Source organism: Bacillus methanolicus (genome assembly GCF_028888695.1).
GTDB classification, from domain to species: domain Bacteria; phylum Bacillota; class Bacilli; order Bacillales; family Cytobacillaceae; genus Bacillus_Z; species Bacillus_Z methanolicus_B.
The window spans coordinates 1,275,423-1,297,345 of record NZ_PNFF01000001.1 but is presented as its reverse complement, the minus strand read 5'-3'; the positions used below and the strand labels follow the sequence as shown (position 1 = coordinate 1,297,345).

Sequence of the window (21,923 nt, the reverse complement as noted above, 5' to 3'; positions counted from 1 at the left end):
GATGAATGAAGTGAAAAGAAAAGGCAAAGCTGCAAAACAAGTAAGCTATTCATTGGTGAATTTATCCACAGAGGCAAAAAATGAAGCATTAGAAAAAATCGCAGTTCAATTATTAAAAGATAAGGATTTCTTGCTTCAAGAAAATGAAAAAGATCTTGAGCAAGGAAGACGTACAGGGTTGTCAGACGCTGTACTTGACCGGATTTTGTTAAATGAAAAGCGGATCAAGGACATGGCTGCAGGGATACGGTTGTTAATTGGCCTTAAGGATCCGATTGGTGAAACATTGGAGACAATCGAAAAAGAAAATGGGCTTTTGATTCAAAAGAAGCGTGTACCGATTGGTGTAATTGGCATGATCTATGAAGCACGGCCGAATGTAACGGTTGATGCGGCGACGCTCTCGCTTAAAACAGGTAATGCCGTCATTTTAAGAGGGAGTTCTTCCGCGAAATTTTCAAACATCGCTCTTATTCAGTCGATTCACCAAGCGTTGGAATCAACTGCGATTCCTCTGGATGCTGTCCAACTCATCGAAGATACAAGCAGAGAGACAGCCAAAGAACTGTTCCATCTCAACGAATATATAGATGTGTTGATTCCAAGAGGCGGAAAAAACTTGATTGAAACGGTCGTAAGAGAATCAACCGTCCCTGTTCTTGAAACAGGTGCAGGCAACTGCCATGTCTTTGTTGACGAGACAGCTGATCCGGCAATGGCGGAGCAGATTGTTCTTAACGGAAAAACGCAGCGACCGTCTGTCTGCAATGCAATCGAGACAATTTTAATTCATGAAACATGGTTTGATAGACATGGAGAATCTTTGTTACAGGCTCTCGTCAAGAGCGGGGTTGAAATCATTGGGGATCAAGCAGTTTGCGATGTGTTACCTATCGCGAAAAAGGCGACGGAAGAAGATTGGTATACTGAATATTTAGCTTTGACCGTCAGTGTAAAAGTTGTAAAAAGTGTTGAGGATGCCGTTAGCCACATTAATAAATATGGAACGAAGCATTCGGAAGCAATCATTACTGAAAACAGCGAGAATGCATCGATTTTTCTAAACAATGTCGATGCTGCTGCCGTTTACCATAATGCATCAACCCGTTTTACAGACGGATTTGAATTCGGCTACGGTGCGGAAATCGGAATCAGTACACAAAAACTGCACGCCAGAGGACCGATGGGATTAGCTGCTTTAACATCCAGCAAATATTTCATTTACGGGAATGGCCAGATACGCAAATAATAATTGATTGTCTATTTCATAGAGAAAAAAAGCACTGCTTTTAAAAGAGAAGCAGTGCTTTTCTGTGGAAAAGGGGCGGATCTACGCTAACAAAAATAAAAAATGCGAACTTATCTTTAGCAAGATACTTGTTTAGCTTTGTAAATATTTAGAGCTTTGCTTCGCTCACACCGCCTTATTATTTTGGTTCTATTTTATAAGGATAGCTATTTCCATGTTAGGGTTGGGAGTTTTAAATTCATGAACGATTTTTCTGTAGGGTTTCTATCAAAATCAGATTTTTCCAACGCTTTGACCACTCTTATTTGAATATAACGACTTCTTCTTTCAGGTTTACGACCACTTTCTGAATATAATGACCACATTTCAAGGTATATCGACCAGATTACGAATATAACGACCACTATTCAAGATTTATCGACCAAAGAATAATATTAATTCGTCTTCTAAAATAATATTCTTCTAAAATATTAAAATTCTATTAACATAAAAAACTGCCCATATAACAAGAATTTTGCAATTTTTTCTGGAAGTTTTATATAAAATTAAATTATGGTATTATTTTTTATATTAAGAAAATTATAGGCATCTGAGGGGGAAAACACATGAAATTGTATCTTTCTGTTGACATGGAAGGAATCACCGGTCTTGTTGACCATACTCAAGTCGATTCATCGAAACATAATTATGAGCGGAGCCGTCTCATTATGACTGAAGAAGCGAACCATGTTATCACAGCTGCTTTTGAAAATGGATGTTCGGAAGTCATAGTCAATGACAGCCACTCGAAAATGAACAATCTTCTGGTGGAAAAGCTCCATCCAGAAACACAGCTAATAACCGGAGATGTGAAACCGTTTTCTATGGTCCAAGGGCTTGATGACAGTTTTTCCGGAGCAATTTTTGTCGGATATCATGCCCGTGCTTCGATGAAAGGAGTCATGACGCACTCGATGATCTTTGGAGTCCGCCATATGTATATTAATGATGTTGCTATAGGAGAATTAGGATTCAATGCCTATGTTGCGGGGTTTTATGGAGTGCCGGTCATTATGGTAGCCGGTGATGACCAGACCGCATTAGAGGCGGAAAAGCTCATACCGAATGTGACAACCGCCGTTGTAAAAGAGGCTATTTCGCGTTCTTCGGCAAAGTCATTAACTCCGGCGAAGGCAGGACAGCTTCTCAAGGAAAAAACGGTTATTGCCCTGCAAAACAGAGATGCTGTTAAACCGCTTACACCGCCGGACAAACCGCTGCTAAGAATCGAATTTGCGAACTATGGACAGGCAGAGTGGGCGAATTTAATGCCGGGCACAGAAATTGAACCGGGAACAACGATTGTCCGCTACCAGGCAAAAAATATTCTCGAAGCTTATCAAGCAATGCTTGTTATGACTGAATTGGCAATGAGAACCACATATTGTTAGGAAGTGGAAGTTAGATGAATACATATATTGTAAAACGTCTCATCGCAATGATCGTCACATTGTGGCTCATCATTACGCTGACATTTTTCTTGATGCATTCCATTCCGGGTTCGCCATTTAACGACGAGCGCAGCACAAATGAGGCCGTACAGAAAAATTTGGAAACTCACTATCATTTGGATGAACCCCTTTATATCCAATATTTCATGTACTTAAAATCGGTAGCAACCTTTGATTTCGGACCATCGATAAAAAAATCTTCCCATACAGTGAATGATCTTCTGGGACGCGGTTTTCCAGTTTCATTTGAATTGGGAATGTACACATTAATCGTTGCAACTATATCCGGAATTTCACTTGGAGTCATTGCTGCCTTGCGCCATAACGGAATCATCGATTATTTAGCTATGACCATCGCTGTTTTGGGGATATCGATTCCAAACTTTGTTATGGCTACACTATTAATCCAGCAAGTGGCGGTAAATTGGAAGTTATTGCCCGTTGCTACTTGGACAAGCTGGAAGCATATGATTCTACCGGTGCTGGCCCTTGCAACCGGGCCGATGGCAATTATTGCCCGATTAACCCGGTCCAGCATGCTTGAAGTGCTTACCCAGGATTATATTCGGACTGCCAGAGCTAAGGGGCTGTCTCCTGTAAAAATCATTTTCAAACATGCCTTAAAAAATGCACTTCTTCCGGTTGTTACAGTGCTCGGTTCATTAGCTGCCAGCATTTTGACAGGTACGTTCGTCATTGAAAAAATTTTTGCAATACCTGGTATGGGAAAGTACTTCGTAGAAAGCATAAATACTCGTGATTACCCTGTCATCATGGGGACGACCGTTTTTTACAGTACGATTTTGATTATCATGCTGTTTCTGGTCGATATCGCGTACGGCATTTTAGATCCGCGCATCAAGCTTCATAAAAAGGAGGGAAATTAGTGGCACTGCGAAAACATCATGATCCAAATTTTGCAGTCAATGTTCCTGATGAATGGTTCGTACCATTGCAAAAAGACCTCGCAAAAGCAGAAGAAGTGGTCAGGCCCAGCCTTTCTTACTGGCAAGATGCATGGCGGCGCCTCTTAAAAAACAAACTGGCGATGCTAGGGTTGTTCTTTCTTTTGATACTGACGTTTATGGCAATCTTCGGACCGTCCCTTTCACCGCATCATGTGAGCGAACAGTCACTGACGAAGCAAAATTTGCCGCCCTCCAGTGAATATTGGTTTGGAACCGATGAATTGGGCCGTGACGTGTTTGCCCGGACTTGGCACGGGGCACGAGTATCCCTTTTTGTCGGAGTTGTTGCGGCACTGATTGATTTTATCATCGGTGTCGTTTACGGCGGAATTGCCGGCTATAAGGGCGGCAGAATTGATAATGTAATGATGCGTTTTGTAGAAATTTTATACGGGCTGCCATATTTGCTCGTAGTTATTTTAATCAGTGTTGTGATGGGACCAGGATTATTTACGATCATTTTTGCGTTGTCAGTGACAGGATGGGTTGGAATGGCAAGGATTGTAAGGGGTCAAGTTCTCCAAATAAAGAATTATGAATTTGTACTCGCCTCCAAAACATTCGGTACGAAAACGTCGCGGATTATCCGCAAAAATCTTCTGCCGAATACAATGGGTCCAATTATTGTGCAGATGACGCTTACCGTTCCTTCTGCGATTTTTGCAGAAGCGTTCTTAAGCTTCTTGGGACTAGGTATTCAGCCGCCATATGCCAGCTGGGGATCAATGGCAAGCGACGGGTTGTCCGTTATACTCTCAGGACACTGGTGGCGTCTGTTCTTCCCGGCATTCTTCATTTCACTAACAATGTTTTCGTTTAATGTTTTAGGGGATGGACTACAAGACGCTCTTGACCCGAAGTTAAGGAGGTAATCAGCATGGAAAAAGTACTCGAAGTCAAGGACCTCCACGTTGCGTTTAAAACTTATGGAGGAGAAGTAAAAGCTGTTCGCGGAGTAACCTTTGAATTGTACAAAGGAGAAACACTGGCGATAGTTGGAGAGTCAGGATGCGGAAAAAGCGTTACTTCCCAAAGTATTATGCGTCTGATTCCAAATCCTCCCGGAAAAATTACAAAGGGTGAAATTCTATTTAAAGGAAGAGATTTAGCAAAATTAAAGGAACCGGAAATGCGGAAAATCCGCGGATCTGATATCTCGATGATCTTCCAGGATCCGATGACGGCGTTAAATCCGACATTAACAATAGGTGACCAAATTATTGAAGGGATTCTTCAGCACGAAAACGTTACGAAAGAACAGGCAAAGAAAAAAGCGCTTGAGATGATGGATTTAGTCGGCATTCCAAGCCCGGAATTACGGTTTAAACAGTATCCGCATCAATTTAGCGGCGGAATGAGGCAAAGGATTGTCATTGCGATGGCACTTGTTTGCCAGCCGGAGGTGCTGATCGCTGATGAACCGACAACTGCTTTAGATGTAACCATTCAGGCGCAAATACTTGAATTGTTTAAAGATATTCAAAAGAAAACCGGCGTTTCCATCATATTGATTACTCACGATCTGGGTGTTGTTGCACAAGTTGCAGACCGGATCGCTGTCATGTATGCCGGAAAAATAGTGGAATCCGGATCACGGAGAGAAATCTTTTATAATCCGCAGCATCCATATACAAGGGGTCTCTTAAATTCCGTTCCCCGTTTGGATGTCGATGGAGCGGAACTTGTGCCGATCAGCGGATCACCGCCAGATTTGTTTTCTCCGCCGGTCGGATGTCCGTTTGCCGCCCGTTGTGAGTTTGCGATGGAAGTGTGTGACAGAGTGTATCCATTCCGCACACATTTAAGCCGGGAGCACCACGTCGATTGCTGGCTCCAAGACGAAAGGGCTCAAAAGCTTTTTTTAACAAAAACAAAATAGGGTATCTGCCGGCTGCTTTTATACCGGCCGGTTTTAAGATACAAAAATTTTTTAACAAAAAGAGGGGGAAAAGAAATGAAGAAATTTCTTAATGTGCTGCTTGCAGCCATTCTTATGTTTGTTCTTGCAGCCTGTACGGCAAACGAGAATGCCGGAAAAGAACCTAGTGAAAAGAGCGACGGCGGGGGCAAACAATCTTCAGGTGAAAAAGTTCTCTACTGGAACAATGGCCAAGAGCCGACATCTTTTGATCCGCCTATCGGGTTTGACTCGGCTTCATGGAATGCATTGAATAACTTAATGGAAGGCTTAACACGTTTAAATGCCGACCATGAACCGGAACCGGCAACAGCTGAAAAATGGGATGTTTCCGAAGATGGAAAAACGTATACATTCCATATTCGCGAAAATGCAAAATGGTCTAATGGCGATCCGGTCACTGCGAACGATTTCGAGTTTGCTTGGAAACGATTGCTTGATCCGAAAACAGGGTCAGCTGCCGCATTCTTAGGTTATTTTATTGAAGGAGCAGAAGCTTTTAACACCGGCAAAGGTACTGCCGATGATGTCAAAGTAAAAGCTATTGATGAAAAAACGTTAGAAGTTACCTTGACAAGCCCTCAGGCTTACTTTTTAAGTGTCATAACGAATCCTGCATTCTTCCCAATTAATGAAAAAGTCGCAAAGGAAAACCCAAAATGGTTTGCCGAAGCGGATACGTTTGTCGGAAACGGACCGTTCACATTGAGCGAATGGGAGCATGACAGTCATTTTGTGATGAAAAAGAACGACCAATATTGGGATAAAGATACAGTAAAATTAGATAAAGTAAAATGGGCCATCGTTGATGATGCGAATACAGAATATCAAATGTTTCAAAATGGAGAGCTTGATTCTTCAGATGTTCCGGCTGATTTGAGCGAGCAGCTGTTCTCAGAAGGAAAAGCGAAAGTTGAAGACCAAGCAGGAACCTATTTCTATCGTTTTAATGTAACAAAAGAACCATTCCAAAATAAAAATATCCGCAAAGCATTCGCATTGGCGGTTGACCAGAAGCAAATTGTCGATTTTGTAACGAAAAATAAAGAAAAACCTGCATACGGCTTCGTTTCTTACGGATTTAAAGATCCTTCAGGCAAAGACTTCCGTGAAAAGAACGGAGATCTCCTGAAAACAAATGTGAAAGAAGCAAAAGAACTTTTGAAAAAAGGAATGGAAGAAGAAGGATATGACAAGCTTCCGGAAATTACTTTAACTTACAGCACTGACGATACCCACAAAAAAATTGCGGAAGCACTTCAACAAATGTGGAAAGAAAATCTTGGTGTTGATGTTAAACTAGCGAACATGGAATGGAACGTATTCGTAGAAGAGCAAAAAGCATTGAAACTGCAGTTGTCACGCAGTTCGTTCTTAGCTGACTATCCGGACCCGATCAACTTCCTTGAAAACTTCCAGACGGGACATACGATGAATCGTACAGGTTGGAGCAATGCTGAGTACGACAAACTGATTCAAGCTGCGAAAAAAGAATCAGATGAAACAAAACGTTTTGAATTAATGTATAAAGCAGAACAGATTTTACTTGATGAAGCACCGATTTTCGGAATCCATTTTTATAACCATGTATACTTGCAGAATGAAGCAGTCACCGGCGTTGTGCGTCACCCTGTAGGATATTTGGAATTAAAATGGGCCGACAAGAAGTAAGTTCCTAGAGAAGGGGGTGTTCGTTTGAACATCCCTTTTATCTCATTTTTTTGGAATCGCAATAATAATGAAAAAATCGCTGTTAAAACGAAAAAATAGCTATTATATTCAAATAATCGCTGTTAAAACGAAAAAATCGCTGTTATTTCTAAAAAATCGCTGTTAAAACGAAAAAATCGCAGTTATCTCAAAAACAATCCCATATAAAACAAGTCAGCAGAGAATCATTTCAACTAATCTAAGTTCATATAAGTTCAACAAAATGACAAAGGAGGCACCAAAATTGCCAATCAAACCGCAGCGCCTTCAAAAAGGAGATACAGTCGGCATCATTGCTCCGGCAAGTCCGCCAAATCTTGAAAATTTACAGCGCGCCATCTGTTTTTTAGAAGTTGAATTGGGGCTGAGAGTTAAACTTGGCCTCCATCTCAAAAGAGAATACGGGTACTTGGCTGGAAAAGACAATGAGAGGTTAGAAGATTTACATAATATGTTTCTCGACAAGGATGTAAAAGCGATCATATGTGCGTGCGGAGGCTATGGTACAGCGCGGATCGCCTCAGAGATTGACTATGAAGTTATTAAAAGCAATCCAAAAATCTTCTGGGGTTACAGCGACATTACATTTTTACATACAGCGATTCATCAACAAACGGGGCTCATTACATTTCACGGCCCAATGCTTGCGTCCGATATCGGAAAAGTGGGTGCCGACGTGATTTCCAAACAATTTTTCAAACAACTATTTGAACCGCAACAGATTACTTATTCCGAACAAATTTCTCCGTTAGAAGTTCTCGTTGAAGGGGAAGCGATCGGTTCTCTCGTTGGGGGTAATTTGTCGCTTTTAACGAGCACGCTCGGTACACCGTATGAAATAGACACAAGAGGAAAACTGTTGCTTATAGAGGATATTAATGAAGAACCGCGCTCTGTTGATCGCATGTTGAATCAGTTGCACATGGCCGGAAAACTTCAAGATGCTGCCGGTATTATTGTCGGTGATTTTCACGATTGCGATCCAAAAAGGGAAAAAACTCTTACACTGGATGAAGTCATTGAGCATTATACCCGGCTTGCCGGTAAACCGGCAATCAAAGGATTTAAGATTGGCCATTGCTCTCCGCACATTTCAGTTCCGCTTGGAACAACAGCAAAGCTGAATACAGCTGAAAAACAATTAATAGTTGACAGCGGAATCCAATAATGATCAAAACTTTCTATGAAATAACACTATTATTCTAACTGATTTGGAGGCGGATCCTGCGTGATTATTGAAAGAATAGAGACATACCGTATTGCTGTTCCGCTTATAAAGCCTTTTAAAACGGCTTTACGTACTGTAGAAACTGCAGAATCGATTATTGTGAAAATAACGTGCGATAACGGAATTACCGGTTGGGGAGAAGCACCGCCGACCTATGTCATCACAGGGGAAGGGCTCTCAAGCATCGAAACAGCGATTCAGTACGTCTTAAAACCTTTTTTGATCAAGAAAAATCTATTAAACTATGAAGGAATTTTTCAGGGATTTAACACGATTCTAGCCGGCAACTCGAGTGCAAAAGCAGCGGTTGATATGGCTCTGTATGATTGCTTAGCGAAGCACAGCCGATTGCCGCTCTACCAATATCTCGGAGGCCACAAGGATGAAATCGAAACTGATTTTACCGTAAGTGTCAATGACCCGAAAGAAATGGGGGATGACGCCGCCGCATATGTCGCAAAAGGGTTTAATGTTTTAAAGATTAAGGTCGGAAAAGACGATTATGTAAAAGATATCGAACGGATCCGCGAAATTCGAAACCGGGTTGGCAGCCAGGTTAAAATTCGCCTTGACGCCAACCAGGGCTGGAAGCCGAAAGATGCAATCCGCGCCATTCGGAAAATGGAAGACGAGGGGCTTGATATCGAATTAGTTGAACAGCCTGTCAAAGCAGCAGATATTGAAGGACTGAAGCAAGTAACAGATTCCGTTGATACTTTAATTATGGCTGATGAAAGTGTGTTTACTCCTAAGCAAGCGTTTGAAGTCATAAAAACAAGAAGTGCCGATTTGATCAATATTAAGCTCATGAAGTCCGGGGGAATTTTTCAAGCGCAAATGATCAACAGGCTTGCAGAGATCGCAGGAATGGAGTGCATGGTCGGCAGCATGATCGAAACGCGTGTTGGAATTACCGCTGCCGCCCATTTTGCCGCAAGCAAGAAAAATATTACCCGGTTTGATTTTGATGCACCATTGATGCTTGCAAAAGAGATTGTTGAAGGCGGAATTAAGTACAGCGGACGGAAAATAACGATTCCTGAAGCTCCAGGGCTCGGCATACAAAACGTACGCATCGAAGGAGGTGTTACTGATCAATGAATGAAAAATGGATCGTGAATGTTTCGGTTGCGACCGTCTGGACGTCTTATGATTCACCAAGGGAAATAGATAAAAAGGCGATTTCCAATCCTGTGGAAATTGATGAATGGCTTGATGGATTATCGTACGAGACCCGACTTGGTTTACACAATCAAAATCTCGTCCAAACGCAGGTTTTATTTGGACAGGAAGTAATTGTTACGAATGAAAAGGACGGTTGGGCCGAAGTCATCATTCCGGACCAGCCTTCTTCTAAGGATGAACGGGGTTATCCCGGATGGATTCCTAAAGACCAACTGCAAAGACAACACGATTGGAAAATAAGCCAAGGTCCTGTTGCCGTCATTACTGCCAAAAGTGCAACCTTATTTTCCGAATCTGATGAGCCATTGATGGAGCTGAGCTATCAAACCGTTTTACCAGTCGTTCAAGAACTTGATCATTGGGTCAAAGTGAAAACCCCATCAGGTTTTGGGTTGATCAGTACGGAAAGGGTCAAAATTTTTCAATCGAAGGATGAAATTCCTAAAGGAAATGGGCACGACATTGTTTTAGCCGGAGAAGCTTTTCTGGGGCTTCCATATTTATGGGGTGGAATGAGCAGTTTTGGATATGACTGCTCCGGATTCAGCTATACGATGTGTAAAGCGAATGGGTATACGATACCGCGTGATGCAAGTGATCAGGCGAAAGCAGGCAAGCGGGTGGAACTCGAAAAGATTGAACCCGGAGACTTACTCTTTTTTGCTTATGAAGAAGGAAAAGGAAGGATACATCATGTCGGAATTTATTACGGAAATGGAAAAATGCTTCATTCACCGAAAACAGGAAAATCAATAGAGGTTATTCCGCTTCAAGGAACGATTTACGAAAAAGAACTATGTGCAGCACGACGCTACTGGCAGGATACGGAGGAATAATGCATGGAAAAAGAAGTACTTTTAGAAGTGAATAATTTAAAGAAGCACTTTTTTCTTGGAAAAGGTGAGATATTAAAAGCGGTTGACGGGGTGACGTTTAAAATTTATAAGGGTGAAACGTTCGGAATTGTCGGCGAATCAGGATGCGGGAAATCCACTGCAGGCAGAACAATTATCGGTTTATACGACCGGACAGACGGCGAAGTTCTTTATAAAGGCAAAAACGTCCACGAATTAACGGATAAGGAAAAATTTTCTTTCAGGCGGCAAATGCAGATGATTTTTCAAGACCCGTACGCATCGTTAAACCCGCGTTCTACTGTCAGGGAGATCATTTCCGAACCGATGGAGGTTCATGGAATATACAAAAACAAAAATGAACAGTTGGAGAGGGTCTACCAATTGCTCGAAGATGTTGGGCTGAATCGCGATCATGCAAACAGGTATCCGCATGAATTCAGCGGCGGTCAGCGCCAGCGGATTGGAATTGCCCGTGCCCTGGCACTTGACCCTGAATTTATTATTGCGGATGAGCCAATATCTGCATTGGATGTCTCTGTTCAAGCGCAGGTTGTCAATCTTTTGAAACGGCTGCAGGAAGAGAAGGGCTTAACATATTTATTTATTGCCCACGATCTTTCAATGGTAAAACAAATCAGCAACAGGATTGGCGTTATGTATTTAGGGCACCTTGTTGAACTGACAGAAAGCAGCCAGCTATACAAAAATCCGCTCCATCCGTATACACAGGCTCTTTTGTCGGCTATTCCGATTCCCGACCCGGATATTGAGGACAGAAGAGAACGCATTATTTTAAAAGGAGATCTGCCCAGCCCGGTGAATCCGCCCAGCGGTTGTGTGTTTCGAACCCGTTGCCGACATGCCATGGATGTGTGCGCAAGTCAAAAACCAACCTGGCTTGAAGTCGACTCCAATCATTACGTCGCTTGCCATTTATACGACCGAAACGTAACGGATAAAGGAATGGGGAAATCCACTGCGGTAACCCGTTAAAGCATTGAGGGGCAGACCCGCATTACAGTGACGCGTTAAAGCATTGAGGGCCAGACCCGCATTACAGTGACGCGTTAAAGCATTGAGGGGCAGACCCGCATTGCGATGCCATTTGATAATAAAAATGCAGGGCGGCATTTGGCACCCTGCATTTTATTGGTTCGTTTATGCTTCTTTTGCAGCTTCGATTGAAAGGGAAATTTTGATTTGGTCTCCGATAAGGACGCCGCCTGTTTCTAAAGCTGCGTTCCAAGTTAAACCGTAATCACTGCGGTTGATTTTTCCTTCAGCACTGAATCCGACCTTTTCATTTCCCCAAGGATCTTTTCCTTGGCCTTCGAATGTCACAGTAAACGTTTCCTGACGTGTAACTCCGCGAATTGTTAAATCGCCTGTTACTTCATATTCATCGTCATCTTTTTTCACAATTTTAGTAGATTTAAAAGTTAAGGATGGATAGTTTTCTGCATCAAAGAAATCTGCTGAACGAAGGTGAGCGTCGCGGTCACTGTTGCGCGTATTTATGCTAGCAACATCGACATTGAATTCAATATCAGCTGTTGTTAAATCGGTTGGATCTGCCTCAATGGAAGCTGAGAAATTATCGAAAGACCCTTTAACTTTTGCAATCATCATATGCCTTACAGAAAATTCGACACTACTGTGAGCAGTATCAATTGCCCATCTTGATTTTGCCATTGTTCATTTCCCCTTTTTTAGGTTATAATTTAAAATATCTTTAATTCAAGATTTTTTAATACGAGATAATTATATTTGCTTTGGTGTAAATTGTCAATCGCAAATTTAAATATTTTGACAGATCTAAAAAGTCTACTGTTTTTATCGATCAGTTTTATTATGTGAAACAAGAAAACGTAAGACTATTATGTTATATAATATTTTGTCTTGATATTATGCCATCGAATGAGGATGTGGAGGTAAATTATATGCATCTTGAGCTAGTCCTAAAAAAATTGCAAAATCGAACACCGGGAATTTTAGGGGGAAATCGGTATTCTAAGTTTGCGGTATTATTGCCATTAATTGAAAAAGAAGATGATCTTCACGTCCTGTTTGAAGTTCGTGCTTTTGATTTGAGGAGACAGCCTGGAGAGATTTGTTTTCCTGGCGGGAAAATGGAAAGCACTGACAGAAATGAACAGCAAACAGCGATCCGTGAAACATCAGAAGAACTGGGGATCCGTTTAGATAATATAAAAAATGTTTATCCTTTGGATTTTATGGTTTCTCCATATGGAACCATTATTTATCCATTTGTCGGGACCATTCTTGACCCTGCCTCAATGAAGCCGAATCCTTCCGAGGTAGCGGAATTTTTTACCGTTCCGATTTCTTTTCTTCTGAATACTAAGCCCGATCGTTATAAAGTTCATCTTGAGGTAAAGCCTGAAGAGAATTTTCCTTTTCACCTTATAGCCGGAGGCGAGAATTACAATTGGCAAACGCAACAAGTGGAAGAATTGTTTTACCAGTATGACGGCAAAGTAATCTGGGGATTGACAGCCAAAGTATTAAAGCATTTTTTAGACGTGATTAGAGATGAATAATTGTCCTTTAATTGTTCAAAAGACCTGGCTACCATATTGTCAGGTCTTCCTAATGGACAGTCCAAAAAATTTATTTCATGTAAGGATATTCAATATGAATGCCATTTATCGTTCCTGCAACGTAAGGATCTTCCAATGACTGCATATAAGCAGAAAATTCTTGCTGCATGGCTTTAGGTGCACCCGGCTTTAAGTGCCAGTTTCCTGGTTCATCGACAAAATAAGGGCTATTCATAAATTCGGGGCGTTTCCTAGGCATGGAATTCTCTCCTTTACCTTTTTAATTTATTTTTACTAGTCTTGCTAGTTTTATGCCTACGACGTAATTTTTTGTTAAATTCTAACTAGAAAAATAATTCAGATATTTGTTATAATTGAAAATAATGAATAAAAAGTAAGGAGTTATGATGAGAAAATACTTAATTTTCTTTCTCGTACTGTCGGTAGTAGTTTTTCTGTTAGGAGCGTGCGGTGGCCCTAAGAAGGAGACTATTAATCAAGACAAAAAAGATGCGGAGCTTACCATTTCAGCTGCCGCAAGCATGAAAGAAGCTTTGGAAGAAATTCAAAAATTGTACGCAAAAGAATATCCACAAGTGAAACTGTTTTTTAATTTTGGTGCTTCCGGTGCATTGCAGCAGCAAATTTCTCAAGGCGCACCCGTTGATCTATTTTTATCGGCGGCTGAAGATAAATTTGCTGCATTAGTGGACAGCGGACATATTGACAAGAAATATCGTACAAACATTGTCGGCAATGAACTAGTGCTTGTGCAGCCAAAAAATTCGCAGAAAAAAGTTGATGGATTTACCAGTTTGGCAGATAAGGATATTAAGAAAATCGCAATCGGAATTCCCGAAACCGTTCCTGCAGGGAAATATGCGAAAGAATCCCTGGAGCATTACAAAATTTGGGGAAAAATTCAAGAAAAAATCATTTATGCAAAAGATGTACGGCAAGTATTGACATATGTGGAAACCGGAAATGTTGATGCAGGGATCGTTTATAAAACGGATGCACTCGCTTCAAACAAGATCGATATTGTTGATGTTGTTGAAGAAAAATCGCATACTCCGATTATTTATCCTCTTGGGGTCATGAAAGAATCGGGAAACAAAGAGGAAGCGATCAAGTTTTATGATTTTTTACAAACCGATAAGGCAATGAATGTTTTTGAGAAATATGGCTTCATCCCTTTGAATCAAAAATAGAGAATTTTGGAAAAGAGAAGGTGGCCGTCCAAAAGACTTGTTAGTTCTTTTAGCCGGCCCTTTTTCATTTTCTAAGTGCCATTGGAATATAAACCACAATGGATCGTTCTTGTTGTCTGTCGATTACTGTATATTTTATCACCAAACTTTTCTCAAAATCTTCTTAAACAGTGAACTTTATACCTTTACAAGACTTTTCTTTCTGATGATAATTTTACAAATTCGATACAGAAAATCTTCAAAATTGTGAACAAAAGCTACAAAGGTATGTTCAGTGCCAATAATTTGCATCTAAAAAGCAAATCATGTATGATTCCGAACTGTAAACGGCAGGGCTGACATGAAATTTATCAACAAAAACATCAGAGGAGAGGATTATCGTGACCGACATATTTGGTATTATCGAGGAAAGACGTTCTGTAAGAGATTTTGATCCGGAACAAAGCATTTCGCGTGATGAATTAATGGAAATTCTGGAACTTGCTGGCCGTGCACCATCTGCATGGAACCTTCAGCATTGGCATTTCATGGTTTTTCATGGAAAAGAAATACAAAAAAAATTATTGCCAATCGCAAACAATCAATCACATACTTTTGAATCATCAGCCGTTATTGCCGTTCTTGGAGACCTTCAAGCTGATAAAAAAATTGAGGCAGTATATCGTCCTCAAGTAGAGTCAGGAAGAATTACCCAAGAGATAATGGATCGAAAAGCAAGTCAAGTCAAACGAGTGTATCAAGACAAAACATATGCACTGGCGGCGGCACACAGCAATGCATCATTGGCAGCCATGCAGCTTATGCTGGCAGCAAAAGGGAAGGGCTGGGATACATGTCCAATGGTCGGGTTTGATAAAGAAAAGTTTATAAAAGAATTTAACGTAGATGAACGATATACCCCTGTTATGCTCATTGCGATTGGAAAAGCATTAAAACCGGGTCGACAGTCTGACCGCCTGAATATCGAAGAATTAATAACATGGGTGAAATAAAAGAATACATAGCACCTAATTCATTTTTTCTCTTTTTCCAATTACATATGTAATAGGTGCTTAGTGAAAAAATTTTCAATATTTATTGTTGCGTTGATAAAGCAACATTGTAAACGTTTTCTATCATCTTAATTAAGAAAAAAACTGTTGACATCTGAATTTTTTAATTTTATGATTCTTTTATAAAATTGAATAAGTTGCTTATCAAGAGTGACTGAGGGACCAGGCCCTATGACGTCCGGCAACCTCCTAACGGAAAGGTGCCACATCCTGCAGAATGAACATTTCATTCTGAAAGATAAGTCGTACATAAAAGCGATACCTCTTTCTGAATGAAAGAGGTATTTTTTTATTCGTTCTACAAAAGGAGGGTTACATATGATCGAAGTGAAGGATTTAGTCAAAATCTATGAAACAAAAAAAGGAAAAGTTGTCGGTGTTGACCATGTTTCACTTACTGTAAAAAAAGGAGAAATCTTTGGAATTGTCGGTTACAGCGGGGCAGGGAAAAGCTCGCTTCTGCGCTGTCTGAATCTTTTAGAAAAACCGACATCCGGTGAGATCATAATTGACGGTGTGTCGTTGACCTCTCTTAAGAAAAAAGAATTGAGGAAAGCCCGATTGAAAATAGGAATGATTTTTCAGCATTTTTATTTAGTCAGCTCAAAAACCGTCTATGAAAATATTGCTTTTGCATTAAAAGCGGCACACAAATCAAAAGCCGAGATCGATAAAAGGGTGAAAGAATTGCTCGAAATGGTCGGTCTGTCTGACAAAAGTGATGTCTATCCGTCGCAATTAAGCGGAGGACAAAAACAGCGCGTCGGTATTGCCCGGGCACTTGCAAATAATCCTTCCGTTCTTCTTTGCGATGAAGCCACTTCCGCTTTGGATCCGAGCACAACAAAGTCAATTCTGGAATTGCTTAAAAAAATAAACCGGGAGTTAGGGATCACTATTGTCTTGATTACACATGAAATGGAAGTTGTGAAGGACATATGCGACAGGATGGCTGTGATGCAAAATGGAAGAATCATTGAGGAAGGCAATGTTTATGATTTATTTGCAAATCCGCAGGAACAGTTAACAAAAGATTTTATCAACAGCATTCTGCAATTCGATCTTCCTGAAAATCTTTTACAAGATCGGCGCGGAAAAATTGTCAAAGTATTTTTTCAAGGAGCGATTGCCGAAGAGGCTGTTATTTCCGACGCTTTGCAGAAATTCTATGTAAAAGGAAATATTTTGCATGGAAAAATCGAGTATATCAAGGATACACCTTTAGGGATATTTATTATGGAATTAACTGGCGACCCCGATGAAGTTGAACGGGCAATCAGTTATATCACAGAACGAACTCAGCATTTGGAGGTGATTCGAAATGCAGCTTGATAGTTTAGTAGGATTAATTCCGGAATTAAACAAAGCGTTCTTTGAAACAATTTACATGGTTGGGATCTCCATTTTGGCAGCGATTATTGTCGGCCTGCCCACTGGAGTGCTCTTATTCGTAACGGACAGAGGATTATTTCTTGAAAATACGATCTTTAAAAACATTGTTGGTTTCATTGTTAATATGATTCGCTCAATCCCGTTCATTATTTTGTTAATTGCACTATTGCCGTTAGCAAAACTGATAGCGGGAACAACGATCGGTCCGACAGCTGCATCTGTATCGTTATCAGTAGCAGCGATTCCGTTTTTTGCTAGAATCGTCGAACAATCGCTTCGCGAGATTGACAAGGGAGTGATTGAAGCTGCAGTTGCGGCGGGGGCGTCACCTTGGATGATCATTAAGGATGTCCTTATTCCTGAAGCAAAACCGGGGATAATTCAGGGTGTTACTATAACGGTTATCAGTTTAATTGCATATTCCGCAATGGCGGGCATTGTTGGCGGCGGCGGTGTCGGGGACCTTGCCATCCGCTTTGGATACTATCGATATGACAATACGGTCATGATTACGACTGTTATCATCCTAATCTGCTTAGTCCAGCTGATCCAATTTGCAGGCGACAGAATAGCAAGATTAGTTGATAAAAGATAAATAATAACATAAGTGGGGGTCAACTATGAAAAAATTATTTCTATCATTCTTCCTTTTGCTTTCAATTGGCATTCTTGCAGCATGCGGTGCTGGAAGTGAAAAATCATCAGGTGACACAAAGCGGAGTGAAACAAAACAAATCACTTTCGGTGCAACATCAGGTCCATACAGTGATATGGTGAATAAAGCCATTAAACCAATTCTTGAAGAAAAAGGATATGAAGTGAAGGTCGTTGAGTTCAGCGACTATATTCAGCCAAACCTTGCACTTTCGCAAGGTGATCTTGATGCAAACCTTTTCCAGCATAAGATCTACATGGAAACATTTGCAAAAGAGCATAATCTTGATCTTTCTGAAGTCATTGTCGTACCGACAGCACCTATGGGCATTTATTCAAAGAAGTTCTCTTCACTTGATGAAGTGACGGACGGTGCTTCCATTGCTATCCCAAATGATCCGACGAATGCGGCACGCGCTTTCTTAATCTTACAAGATGCCGGACTTATTAAACTTGACCCAAATGCCAACCCGTTAACGGTTTCTGAGAAAGATGTGAAAGAAAACGTTAAGAACTTGACATTTAAGCCGCTTGAAGCTGCCCAGCTTCCGCGTGCAGTTGACAGTGTTGATCTTTCAGCAGTACCAGGGAACTTTGCCTTAGCAGCAAAAATGGATCTATTAGACGCACTTCAACTGGAAAACATGCCTGACCAATATCGCAATCGTGTCGTAATTAATACAAAAGACAAAGATGCTCAGTTTGTAAAAGATATAAAAGAAGCTGTTGAATCAGAAGCATTTGAAAAAGTAATCGATGAACAATTTAAAGGTTTCGGCAAACCGGAGTGGATGAAAAACCGTTAATCTTTGGAAGAGTTTCCGCAAAAATTCAAATTTCCGTAAAAAGGAATCTTTGAAAGCAAAACGCAAAAAGCTGACTGGACATAATTGTCAAGTCAGCTTTTCTAATTTTCCGGTAATCCTTTCCGGATGGGAATACACGTTAAAACTGTTGCCGCGGATGAAACCGACAGCCGTAATATTTAAATCGTGTGCAAGTTTGATCGCAAGGTCTGTCGGTGCAGATTTTGACAAAATTATCCCAACACCGATTTTCGCTGCTTTCAGTAAAACCTCTGAGGAAATTCTTCCGCTAAAGGCAATAATTTTGTCTTGAACCGGAACACGGTTTTGTATGCAGTAGCCAAAGATTTTGTCCAATGCGTTATGACGTCCGATATCCGTTCTTGCAATGAGCATTTCAGATTCGGAACAAAGAGCGGCATTATGAACTCCGCCCGTATTTTTAAATACAGTACTACTGTTCTGAAGCGCTTTCATAAGCGCAATACACTGATCTGGTTTAATCGTCATTTTCGAAGTTGACGTTCTGGCTGTTCGTGCATCATTGTGAAAATAAAACTGCCGGCTTTTCCCGCAGCATGAGCCGATAAATCGTTTCGAGTAGAATTGCTGGCTTGTTGTTACTTTTACATCTAAATCCACGTAAGCAAATCCTTTGCTGTCATCAATCTGAAGCCGGACAATATCATTTTCTGATCGAATGACACCTTCAGAAGCCAAAAAACCAATGACAAGTTCATCCAAATGTGTCGGAGTACAAACCATTGTTGCAAATTCTTCATCATTTAAAATAATGGTCAATGGAAATTCCGTGACTATTTCATCTAATTGCTCACGAAAAATTCCATTTTCAAACTTGAAAATATTGTTTCTGTAGCTGATTTGGTGCTCCATACTCATTTCACCATCCCACACATACCGAATTACTCAAAATATTAGCATAGAATAAAAAAATCGCAATAGTAAAAATTTTGCGAAATGCTTGTGTAAACATTAAAAAAATGATACGATTTTAAAAAATTCATAAATTTACAATAATTTTTCATACTTGATCGTGATTTTGTTGACGCTTTAAAATTGATACATTTTTTTTGATAACGGGTACTGTTAGTATATGGCAGCGCTTCTGTCAGCACTTACCGTCAATCGAATCCGGTACCTTGATCCCGGCCAGTTTGACGTTTTTTTATTATCCATTATTTTTTACGCGGAGGATTGGATATGGGAAAAACACAACATACTGGACCTATTAAATTGGATAAACGACTCCGTCCATCATTATGGGTTAGCCTTGCACCTATGGGCCTCGGAAAAGTAAAACCGCATCACATTCGCGATACAATGAAAGCCGTCTGGGAAAACAAAGATAATTTGCCTTATGCTTATCGGATCATAACTCAAGGTGTTTGCGACGGTTGTGCACTTGGTGTTTCCGGGTTATATGACAGGACGCTCACCGGTCCCCACATTTGTACGACTCGTCTGAATGTTCTCCGTTTAAACACGATGCCGGCAATCGATCCGGATTGGCTCGAAGATGTAGAAAAAATGAGAGAACTTGACAGTACACAGCTTCGTAAACTTGGGAGGATTCCTTATCCTCTTTCCAGAAAGAAAGGAGAAAAGAAGTTTACGAGAATTTCATGGGACGAGGCATTGAACCGTATCGCAGAGAAAATAAAAAGCATTGATCCGAAACAACTGGCTTTTTACTTGACGGCAAGAGGAATTACAAATGAAGTATATTATACTGCAGCGAAAACCGCCCGTTTTCTCGGTACGAACAACATTGATAACGCTTCGCGCATTTGCCATTCTCCAAGTAAAACTGCACTGAAGCGTTCCCTTGGAATTGGGGCATCAAGCTGTAGCTATAAAGATTGGATTGGAACCGATGTCCTTGTTTTCTGGGGCTCCGTTGCCGCTAATAATCAGCCTGTTTCAACAAAATACATGTATGCAGCGAAAAAAGCTGGTACAAAAATTATTACAATTAATCCGTATCGCGAGCCGGCAATGGAGAATTACTGGATTCCATCAATTCCGGAAAGTGCGCTGTTTGGGACAAAAATTGTTGATGACGTGTTTCAAGTGAACATCGGCGGCGACATCGCCTTCATGAACGGTGTGATGAAACACTGGTTTGAAATGGAAGAAAAAGCTCCCGGATCTGCAATTGACCACCGCTTTGTCAGCGAGCATACGAACGGCTTTGAAGAACTGAAAGCACATATACAAAAGCAGGAATGGGCTTTATTAGAGCAATCTTCCGGTTTAACAAAAGAACGAATGTATGAATTTGCAAAACTGCTTGCCGACTCCAAAACCGGTGTCTTTGTATGGAGCATGGGATTAACGCAGCACCGCTTTGCAACCGATAATATCTCGCAAGTAGCAAACCTCGCAATGCTTCGCGGCTTTATTGGCAGAGAGCATTGCGGTTTGATGCCGATCCGAGGCCACAGCAGTGTGCAAGGTTCAGGCGAAATGGGTGCCGACCCTTTCGTTTTGCCCGGCAGTGATTTTGATGAAATTAATGCCCGACGGATTGAAGAAATCTGGGGATTTAAGATTCCGAGATGGCAGGGGGATACGGTCGGACAATCGATCGAAAATATTATGCTTCCGGAGGGGCATGAGCGGAAAATAAAAGTATTCTATACAAGCGGCGGGAACTTCCTTGAAACGATGCCGAATCCTAAATTCATTAAGGAAGCTCTGGAAAATGTTGAAATGCGTGTTCATCAGGATATTATTTTTAATACGTCAACATTACTTGATGCAAAAGAAGAAGTTATCATTCTTCCGGCAATGACCCGGTATGAGCAGCCCGGCGGAGGAACATCTACGAGCACCGAGAGAATGGTGTACTTCAGTCCGGAAATTGAGGGACCAAGAATAGAAGAAGCACGACCGGAATGGGAAATTTATGTAGATCTTGCTTCGCGTGTATACCCTGAGAAGAAAGAACTTATTTATTTTAATAGTGCACAGGAGATTCGCAACGAAATCGCGGTTGCCAACCGAAATTATGATGGCATCCAGCATTTAAAAAACCGGGGAGATTTTTTTCAATGGGGCGGCGCATGGCTGTGCGAAGGCGGAGTTTGTCCGACTGAGGATGGCAAAGGAAACCTTATCCCAATTGAAATCCCTGAACTTCGAAAAGCCGAAGGGCATTTTTTTGTTACGTCCCGCAGGGGAAAACAATTCAACTCGATGATTTACAGTGAAACAGACCCGTTTAATGGAGCAGACCGCTATGATGTTGCCATGAATGCAGATGACGCAACAAAACTTGGAATTCGTGAAGGAGATTCCATCGTTGTATATAATCAATATGGAACTTTTCAGGGCCGTGCAAAATTTGAGGATGTGAAGCAAGGCAATATTGCAGTATACTGGCCGGAAGGAAATGTTTTACTGCCAAAAGGGATCTATGAAGAACATGCAAAAATTCCTGATTACAATACAAGTGTGATCGTTGAAAAAGCGGAAACGTTTCACGCTCAAAAAGACAAAAAATATGTAGAAAAAAGAATAGAAGAGTTGGAAATGTCAATCGAATGATATTTTTAGCGGGCCAAGAATACTGCTGTTACGCAGTTTTTGGACCGCATTATTAACGAGGTTTAATAATAA

20 protein-coding genes and 1 riboswitch are annotated in these 21,923 nt (G+C 41.0%); of the genes, 17 read left to right on the top strand and 3 right to left on the bottom strand.

Annotation, left to right across the window (positions count from 1 at the left end):
• Position 1: 1 nt before the first annotated feature.
• From C0966_RS06470 to C0966_RS06425, 10 genes are all read left to right on the top strand, one after another.
• Positions 2–1,249: a glutamate-5-semialdehyde dehydrogenase gene (locus C0966_RS06470; RefSeq protein ID WP_274854405.1), complete on the top strand. Its 1,248-nt coding sequence runs from the start codon at positions 2–4 to the stop codon at positions 1,247–1,249.
• A 605-nt stretch (positions 1,250–1,854) separates the two neighbouring features.
• Positions 1,855–2,679, top strand: a complete 825-nt coding sequence (locus C0966_RS06465) for a M55 family metallopeptidase (protein ID WP_274854404.1) — start codon at positions 1,855–1,857, stop codon at positions 2,677–2,679.
• 14 nt (positions 2,680–2,693) lie between these two features.
• Entirely contained in the window at positions 2,694–3,626 is a 933-nt protein-coding gene (locus tag C0966_RS06460) for an ABC transporter permease (RefSeq protein WP_274854403.1), read from the top strand.
• Positions 3,626–4,579: an ABC transporter permease gene (locus tag C0966_RS06455; protein WP_274854402.1), complete on the top strand. Its 954-nt coding sequence runs from the start codon at positions 3,626–3,628 to the stop codon at positions 4,577–4,579. The genes C0966_RS06460 and C0966_RS06455 overlap by 1 nt, the downstream gene beginning before the upstream one ends.
• Positions 4,580–4,584: 5 nt before the next feature.
• On the top strand, positions 4,585–5,586 hold the full coding sequence (locus C0966_RS06450; protein ID WP_274854401.1) for an ABC transporter ATP-binding protein: 1,002 nt from the start codon (positions 4,585–4,587) through the stop codon (positions 5,584–5,586).
• 75 nt (positions 5,587–5,661) lie between these two features.
• Positions 5,662–7,296, top strand: coding sequence for a peptide ABC transporter substrate-binding protein (locus C0966_RS06445; RefSeq protein WP_274854400.1), 1,635 nt, complete (start codon positions 5,662–5,664; stop codon positions 7,294–7,296).
• Between the two features lie 283 nt (positions 7,297–7,579).
• Positions 7,580–8,503 (top strand): S66 peptidase family protein, encoded by a 924-nt coding sequence (locus C0966_RS06440; protein ID WP_274854399.1) that lies wholly within the window; start codon positions 7,580–7,582, stop codon positions 8,501–8,503.
• A 60-nt stretch (positions 8,504–8,563) separates the two neighbouring features.
• Complete coding sequence (locus C0966_RS06435; protein ID WP_274854398.1) at positions 8,564–9,664, top strand: mandelate racemase/muconate lactonizing enzyme family protein; 1,101 nt, start codon at positions 8,564–8,566, stop codon at positions 9,662–9,664.
• Entirely contained in the window at positions 9,661–10,584 is a 924-nt protein-coding gene (locus C0966_RS06430) for a C40 family peptidase (protein ID WP_274854397.1), read from the top strand. Before C0966_RS06435 ends, C0966_RS06430 begins: the two co-directional genes overlap by 4 nt.
• Before the next feature lie 3 nt (positions 10,585–10,587).
• Positions 10,588–11,598: an ABC transporter ATP-binding protein gene (locus C0966_RS06425; protein ID WP_274854396.1), complete on the top strand. Its 1,011-nt coding sequence runs from the start codon at positions 10,588–10,590 to the stop codon at positions 11,596–11,598.
• A gap of 165 nt (positions 11,599–11,763) precedes the next feature.
• On the opposite strand, the gene C0966_RS06420 is transcribed toward C0966_RS06425, so the two are convergent.
• Positions 11,764–12,297: a YceI family protein gene (locus tag C0966_RS06420; RefSeq protein ID WP_274854395.1), complete on the bottom strand. Its 534-nt coding sequence runs from the start codon at positions 12,295–12,297 to the stop codon at positions 11,764–11,766.
• 248 nt (positions 12,298–12,545) lie between these two features.
• On the opposite strand from C0966_RS06420, the gene C0966_RS06415 reads away from it, so the two are divergent.
• Positions 12,546–13,166, top strand: a complete 621-nt coding sequence (locus tag C0966_RS06415; RefSeq protein WP_274854394.1) for an NUDIX hydrolase — start codon at positions 12,546–12,548, stop codon at positions 13,164–13,166.
• Positions 13,167–13,236: 70 nt separating this feature from the next.
• Here C0966_RS06415 and C0966_RS06410 read toward each other — a convergent pair whose 3' ends face one another.
• Complete coding sequence (locus C0966_RS06410; protein ID WP_274854390.1) at positions 13,237–13,425, bottom strand: hypothetical protein; 189 nt, start codon at positions 13,423–13,425, stop codon at positions 13,237–13,239.
• 145 nt (positions 13,426–13,570) lie between these two features.
• Here C0966_RS06410 and modA point away from each other — a divergent pair, with 145 nt between their 5' ends.
• The 5 genes from modA to C0966_RS06385 all read left to right on the top strand — a co-directional run bounded on the left by modA (position 13,571) and on the right by C0966_RS06385 (position 18,281).
• Positions 13,571–14,377 carry a molybdate ABC transporter substrate-binding protein gene (gene modA / locus C0966_RS06405; protein WP_274854388.1) on the top strand — a complete coding sequence of 269 codons (807 nt, stop codon included), beginning with the start codon at positions 13,571–13,573 and terminating at the stop codon, positions 14,375–14,377.
• A 380-nt stretch (positions 14,378–14,757) separates the two neighbouring features.
• Entirely contained in the window at positions 14,758–15,369 is a 612-nt protein-coding gene (locus tag C0966_RS06400; protein WP_274854387.1) for a nitroreductase family protein, read from the top strand.
• 198 nt (positions 15,370–15,567) lie between these two features.
• Positions 15,568–15,674: riboswitch (SAM riboswitch) on the top strand.
• 73 nt (positions 15,675–15,747) lie between these two features.
• Positions 15,748–16,761, top strand: coding sequence for a methionine ABC transporter ATP-binding protein (locus tag C0966_RS06395; protein ID WP_274854386.1), 1,014 nt, complete (start codon positions 15,748–15,750; stop codon positions 16,759–16,761).
• Complete coding sequence (locus C0966_RS06390; protein WP_274854385.1) at positions 16,751–17,416, top strand: methionine ABC transporter permease; 666 nt, start codon at positions 16,751–16,753, stop codon at positions 17,414–17,416. The genes C0966_RS06395 and C0966_RS06390 overlap by 11 nt, the downstream gene beginning before the upstream one ends.
• Positions 17,417–17,441: 25 nt before the next feature.
• The gene (locus C0966_RS06385) at positions 17,442–18,281 is read left to right on the top strand and encodes a MetQ/NlpA family ABC transporter substrate-binding protein (protein ID WP_274854384.1); all 840 of its coding nucleotides are present in this window, start codon (positions 17,442–17,444) and stop codon (positions 18,279–18,281) included.
• Positions 18,282–18,368: 87 nt separating this feature from the next.
• On the opposite strand, the gene fdhD is transcribed toward C0966_RS06385, so the two are convergent.
• A complete protein-coding gene (fdhD, locus tag C0966_RS06380; RefSeq protein ID WP_274854383.1) occupies positions 18,369–19,175 on the bottom strand; it encodes a formate dehydrogenase accessory sulfurtransferase FdhD in 807 nt (268 codons plus the stop codon).
• 327 nt (positions 19,176–19,502) lie between these two features.
• On the opposite strand from fdhD, the gene C0966_RS06375 reads away from it, so the two are divergent.
• Positions 19,503–21,851 carry an FdhF/YdeP family oxidoreductase gene (locus C0966_RS06375; protein ID WP_274854382.1) on the top strand — a complete coding sequence of 783 codons (2,349 nt, stop codon included), beginning with the start codon at positions 19,503–19,505 and terminating at the stop codon, positions 21,849–21,851.
• Positions 21,852–21,923: the final 72 nt, after the last annotated feature.

Bases quoted from the DNA above. Each gene is read 5' to 3' on its own strand.
- C0966_RS06470 (WP_274854405.1), top strand. From the start codon at position 2: ATGAATGAAGTGAAAAGAAAAGGCAAAGCTGCAAAACAAGTAAGCTAT.
- C0966_RS06465 (WP_274854404.1), top strand. From the start codon at position 1,855: ATGAAATTGTATCTTTCTGTTGACATGGAAGGAATCACCGGTCTTGTT.
- C0966_RS06460 (WP_274854403.1), top strand. From the start codon at position 2,694: ATGAATACATATATTGTAAAACGTCTCATCGCAATGATCGTCACATTG.
- C0966_RS06450 (WP_274854401.1), top strand. From the start codon at position 4,585: ATGGAAAAAGTACTCGAAGTCAAGGACCTCCACGTTGCGTTTAAAACT.
- C0966_RS06445 (WP_274854400.1), top strand. From the start codon at position 5,662: ATGAAGAAATTTCTTAATGTGCTGCTTGCAGCCATTCTTATGTTTGTT.
- C0966_RS06430 (WP_274854397.1), top strand. From the start codon at position 9,661: ATGAATGAAAAATGGATCGTGAATGTTTCGGTTGCGACCGTCTGGACG.
- C0966_RS06425 (WP_274854396.1), top strand. From the start codon at position 10,588: ATGGAAAAAGAAGTACTTTTAGAAGTGAATAATTTAAAGAAGCACTTT.
- C0966_RS06420 (WP_274854395.1), bottom strand. From the start codon at position 12,297: ATGGCAAAATCAAGATGGGCAATTGATACTGCTCACAGTAGTGTCGAA.
- C0966_RS06415 (WP_274854394.1), top strand. From the start codon at position 12,546: ATGCATCTTGAGCTAGTCCTAAAAAAATTGCAAAATCGAACACCGGGA.
- C0966_RS06410 (WP_274854390.1), bottom strand. From the start codon at position 13,425: ATGCCTAGGAAACGCCCCGAATTTATGAATAGCCCTTATTTTGTCGAT.
- modA (WP_274854388.1), top strand. From the start codon at position 13,571: ATGATGAGAAAATACTTAATTTTCTTTCTCGTACTGTCGGTAGTAGTT.
- C0966_RS06395 (WP_274854386.1), top strand. From the start codon at position 15,748: ATGATCGAAGTGAAGGATTTAGTCAAAATCTATGAAACAAAAAAAGGA.
- C0966_RS06390 (WP_274854385.1), top strand. From the start codon at position 16,751: ATGCAGCTTGATAGTTTAGTAGGATTAATTCCGGAATTAAACAAAGCG.
- C0966_RS06385 (WP_274854384.1), top strand. From the start codon at position 17,442: ATGAAAAAATTATTTCTATCATTCTTCCTTTTGCTTTCAATTGGCATT.
- fdhD (WP_274854383.1), bottom strand. From the start codon at position 19,175: ATGGAGCACCAAATCAGCTACAGAAACAATATTTTCAAGTTTGAAAAT.
- C0966_RS06375 (WP_274854382.1), top strand. From the start codon at position 19,503: ATGGGAAAAACACAACATACTGGACCTATTAAATTGGATAAACGACTC.